Raw genomic sequence first — 4,657 nt, forward strand, 5'->3', positions numbered from 1 at the left:
CCCCGTGAGCCCATGTGGGTATAGGCGGCTTTCAGTTCGGCCATGGGCATGGTGCGGTCGATGACCGGTTTGATCTTGCCTTGGGCATACCAGCCGGCCAGCTCGGCCATCATGGCCGCATTGGCCTTGGGTTCGCGCTTGGCGAAGTCGCCCCAGAACACGCCGACGATGGAAGCGCCCTTGAGCAGCGTGAGGTTGAGTGGCAGGGACGGGATGGGGCCTGAAGCAAAGCCCACTACCAGGTAACGGCCCCGCCACGCGATGGAGCGAAAAGCCGGCTCGCTAAACTCGCCGCCGACCGGGTCATAAATCACGTCAGGTCCCTTGCCTTCGGTCAGTGCCTTGATTTCGTCACGCAGGTTTTTCGTGGTGTAGTTGATGGTGGCGTCCGCGCCAATGGACGTGCAAAGGGCACATTTCTCATCGGTCGATGCGGCTGCGATTACGCGAGCTCCGGCGGCCTTGGCAATCTGTATGGCGGCGGTGCCCACACCGCCTGCCGCACCCAGCACCAGGACGGTTTCACCGGCCTTGAGTTGTGCGCGGTCCATCAGGGCGTGCCACGAAGTTGCGTAAATCATGATGAAAGCGGCGGCATCCACAAAGGGGAACCCTTTTGGCAAGGGCATGCACAGGGCCGCCGGTGCAAGGGTGTGCGTGCCGAATCCGCCGGTGCCGGAGAGGCAGGCCACGTTTTGCCCCACCTGGAGGTGCGTGACGCCTTCACCTACCGCCTGAACGATGCCGGCGTATTCGGAGCCGGGCACAAAGGGCAGGGGCGGCTTCATCTGGTACTTGTTCTGCACGATCAGCAGGTCGGGAAAGTTCAGGCTGGCGGCCTTGATCTCAATCAGCACTTCGCCTGCCTTGGGTTGCGGTGTTGGCAATTCTTTCCAGGTCAGGGCGTCTACGCCGGTGGGGTTTTCACAAAGCCAGGCTTGCATKGAATGTCTCCGATAGAAGGAATGCTGCGACAGGTGCAGAAGAAAAAGGGGGGCGGCCGACGGAAGGAGGCGGCGCCTTGCCTGCATCATAGGCAAAGCGGCAGGTTTTGCGATGTCCGGCAGAGCTCAGGCTGTCGCAGCCGTGACCGTAAAATCAGTTTATGAAAATCCTCATTTGCAACGACGACGGTTACCAGGCCTCCGGCATCATTGCCCTCTATGAAGCGCTTAAAACCGTTGCCGATGTCGAGGTGGTGGCCCCCGAGCACAACAACAGCGCCAAATCAAACGCGCTGACCCTGCACTCGCCGATGTACGTGCAGACCGCGGCCAATGGCTTTCGCTACATCAACGGCACACCGGCAGACTGCGTCCACATCGCGCTGACGGGTTTGCTGGGCTACCGGCCCGACCTGGTGGTTTCAGGTATCAATAACGGCGCCAACATGGGCGACGACACGATTTACTCCGGAACCGTGGGCGCTGCCATGGAAGGCTACCTGTTCGGCATTCCTTCCATCGCGTTTTCCCAGACTGAAAAGGGTTGGGCGCACATTGATGTGGCAGCCCGGCGTGCGGCCGAGCTGGTGCAGCAACTGATGCCCACCCTGGAGGCCGTGGCGGAAGGCGCTGAGCCGACGGTGCCGCCCTGGCTGCTCAATGTGAACATTCCCAACCTGCCCGACAACGAGATCCAGGGCGTGAAGGTGGCCCGGCTGGGGCGGCGCCATGCGGCCGAACGCGTCATCGTGCAGACCAGCCCGCGCGGCGAAACCATGTACTGGATTGGCGGTGCAGGGCCTGCGAAAGAGGCTGGTGAAGGAACCGATTTTTATGCCACCAGCCAGAAGTTTGTGTCCATCACCCCGCTGCAGGTGGATTTGACCGATCATGAGCGTCTGCCTTATTGGGCTCAAACCGCTGCCCGGCTGGCCGAGTTGCACAAAAAATCGTCATGAAATCCAGCCTCAAACCGCCATTCAATCCCGCTGCCAAAGCGCCGGCTGCAGCAGGCCGCCCGGCATTTCCGGTTCGCCTGAAGCCCGACGCGGGTGTCCCATCTGCTACAAAATCAATAGCTGGTAGCGCAAGACCAGAGCGCGCTACAGGCCAAAATAGCTTGAAGAAACCGGCACCGACCGCAGCCTCCGCGTTGCCGGGCGGTGTCGGGCTCGATTCGCACACCGTGCGCGCGCGCATGGTGAGCAAGCTTGCTGCACAAGGTGTTGCCGATGCGCTGGTACTCGCCGCCATGGGGGCTGTCGAACGCCATCGTTTTGTCGACACCGCGCTGGTCAACCAGGCCTATGAAGACACCAGCCTGCCGATTGGCCTGGGGCAAACCATTTCCAAACCCAATGTGGTGGCCCGCATGCTGGAGCTGCTGCGCCACGGCGCGGCCGGCAAGCTGGGGCGGGTGCTTGAAATCGGCACTGGCTGCGGCTACCAGGCCGCGGTGCTCAGCCATCTGGCGACGGAGGTCTACAGCATCGAAAGGCTGCGCGGCCTGCACGACAAAGCCAGGGAGAATTTGCGGACTTTGCGCCTCCCCAATGTGCACCTGCTGTTTGGTGATGGCATGATGGGCTACGCCAAGGGCGCGCCATATGCGGCCATCATTGCGGCTGCCGGCGGGGAAGCCATTCCGCCTGCCTGGATTGATCAGCTGGCTGTGGGCGGCAGGCTGGTGGCGCCCATGCAAACCGCCGGCGGCGCCCAGGCGCTGGTGGTGGTCGACAAAACCCCCCAGGGCGTCAGGCAGACCCTGCTGGAGGCCGTTCATTTTGTGCCTTTAAAATCGGGGACAAGCTGACGATCCGGCCACCTGCAGGACTCAGGCCGGTTATCGATATAGCAGTGACGGCATTGAACCATCCGATCATCCAGTTAACCAATACGCCATACCCGTCAGATTGACGACGAAAGAACCAATGAATCAAACCGTACGGCCGAACCGGGCAGTGTCTGTGGATGCCGCAGGCGCAAGTCATGGCGCCCGCTCAACGCTCGGCAGGCTGGCCCTGCCATGCGCCCTGGTGGCAGCGTTGCTGCTTGCCGCAGGTTGCGGCACGCGTTCTTCCACCCATGCTCCGGTTGAAGACCGCGGCACCGGACTGTCGCGTCCCACCCCAGGCGCGGTGGACGCAGGCAATGTCAAACAGTTGCCCGGTTTTGAAAACGCCGGAAAACCCGGTTACTACACCGTCAAACCCGGTGACACCATGATTCGCATCGGCCTGGAAAATGGCCAGAACTGGCGCGACATCGTGCGCTGGAACAACCTTGAAAACCCCAACATCATCGAAGTAGGGCAGGTGCTGCGTGTGGTGCCGCCGACCAGTGAAAACCCGCTGGTGGTGACCCGCCCCGTGACATCCGGCTCGGCCACCACGTCGACAGCATCCACCACGCCGACGCAGGCTGCCAGCGCGGCGCGTCCCGCGTCAGCACCGGCCGGCACCAGCCCGGCACCCGCAGCAAYGGGCGATGAAGACATCGCCTGGATCTGGCCCGCGCAGGGCACGATGCTGGCGGGTTTCGATGAAGCCAAAAACAAGGGCCTGGATATTTCAGGCAAGGCGGGGGACCCCGTCATTGCTTCGGCCGACGGCCGCGTGGTGTACGCCGGCGCCGGCCTGCGCGGCTATGGCAACCTGATCATCCTCAAGCACAACAACACCTTCCTGACGGCCTATGCGCACAACCAGACCTTGCTGGTGAAGGAAGACCAGAGCGTGCGAAAGGGCCAGAAGATCGCCGAGATGGGCAACAGCGACGCGGACCGCGTGAAGCTGCATTTCGAGATTCGCCGCCAGGGCAAGCCTGTCGACCCTTCCAGATACCTGCCTGCCAAATAAGCGGTATTTCCATCCACAGAAAGGAGCCCCGCGTTTGCCGGGCTCCTTTTTTGTTTCTGGTGCCTTGACGCTGCTTGCGCCAGGGCAAATCTACCGGAAAATTTATGAAAAAAAGGCTCGTAGTCCAGTCTGGAAAAGCGCAAGCAGCTATCTATTTTGTAGCAAACAGTCGCACGGGAATACAGTTGCCTTCCCGGGCTTGTGATCAGTGAGGCTGCAAAATCTCGTCGTAGCCACGGCCCTTGAACTCCAGCAGGTCAATGCCATGGCCAAAGGGGTCGGCCAGCCCCGCGATGCGTCCCCAGACCCGTTCAGCCACGGGCATTTCCAGAACGGCGCCGTGGCGCTGCAGCCGGTCAACCGCCGCATCAATGTCTTCCACCACAAAATCAAGGTGAACAGGTGTCCAGTGGCGCTGGTAGGTGCGAACACTCTCGCTGCCCTGACCGCTGGCGATAGGCCGGGTACCCGGCGCATTGAAGAGCAGGTCGATCGGGCTGCCCGCACCGAGGATTTCCACGAAATCGCTCTTGAAACGGCGGCCTGTACGCAGCCCGAGCGCCTTTGTATAGAACTCGACGGCGCGTTCCATGTTGTCAACATCGATGCAAATACGAAGCTCCATGGCGCCTTCCTTTCACGGGTTCAGAAAATGGTACCGCAGCCTGAGACAATTGGTGCATGACAGAAGAAAGCCAGAACAAGCAGCCTGCTACGGCGGCCGACTACCCGCCAGACGTGCTCGAGGTCGAGTCGCTCGACATCGAAGCCCAGGGAATTGCCCACAGGGCTGACGGCAAGGTGGTTTTTATCGAGGGTGCCCTGCCTTTCGAACGGGTAACTGCCAACGTCTAC

5 protein-coding genes and 1 pseudogene are annotated in these 4,657 nt (G+C 61.3%); 4 read left to right on the plus strand and 2 right to left on the minus strand.

What is annotated here, in order from left to right:
- Nucleotides 1-944, minus strand: a 944-nt coding sequence (locus AC1D1X_RS16015; RefSeq protein ID WP_477698642.1) for an NADPH:quinone oxidoreductase family protein, incomplete at its 3' end; no start/stop codon positions are given.
- Nucleotides 945-1,105: 161 nt separating this feature from the next.
- Here AC1D1X_RS16015 and surE point away from each other — a divergent pair.
- From surE to AC1D1X_RS16030, 3 genes are all read left to right on the plus strand, one after another.
- Nucleotides 1,106-1,903: a 5'/3'-nucleotidase SurE gene (gene surE / locus AC1D1X_RS16020; protein WP_457278821.1), complete on the plus strand. Its 798-nt coding sequence runs from the start codon at nt 1,106-1,108 to the stop codon at nt 1,901-1,903.
- On the plus strand, nt 1,900-2,757 hold the full coding sequence (locus AC1D1X_RS16025; RefSeq protein ID WP_477671019.1) for a protein-L-isoaspartate(D-aspartate) O-methyltransferase: 858 nt from the start codon (nt 1,900-1,902) through the stop codon (nt 2,755-2,757). The genes surE and AC1D1X_RS16025 overlap by 4 nt, the downstream gene beginning before the upstream one ends.
- Before the next feature lie 118 nt (nt 2,758-2,875).
- On the plus strand, nt 2,876-3,802 hold the full coding sequence (locus AC1D1X_RS16030; protein ID WP_477698643.1) for a peptidoglycan DD-metalloendopeptidase family protein: 927 nt from the start codon (nt 2,876-2,878) through the stop codon (nt 3,800-3,802).
- Nucleotides 3,803-4,007: 205 nt separating this feature from the next.
- On the opposite strand, the gene AC1D1X_RS16035 is transcribed toward AC1D1X_RS16030, so the two are convergent.
- Nucleotides 4,008-4,427 (minus strand): VOC family protein, encoded by a 420-nt coding sequence (locus tag AC1D1X_RS16035; protein WP_477671017.1) that lies wholly within the window; start codon nt 4,425-4,427, stop codon nt 4,008-4,010.
- Between the two features lie 56 nt (nt 4,428-4,483).
- Here AC1D1X_RS16035 and AC1D1X_RS16040 point away from each other — a divergent pair.
- A pseudogene (locus tag AC1D1X_RS16040) lies at nt 4,484-4,657 on the plus strand (23S rRNA (uracil(1939)-C(5))-methyltransferase RlmD); the annotation flags it as partial.

The sequence above is a fragment of the Polaromonas sp. P1_G4 genome (assembly GCF_056405475.1).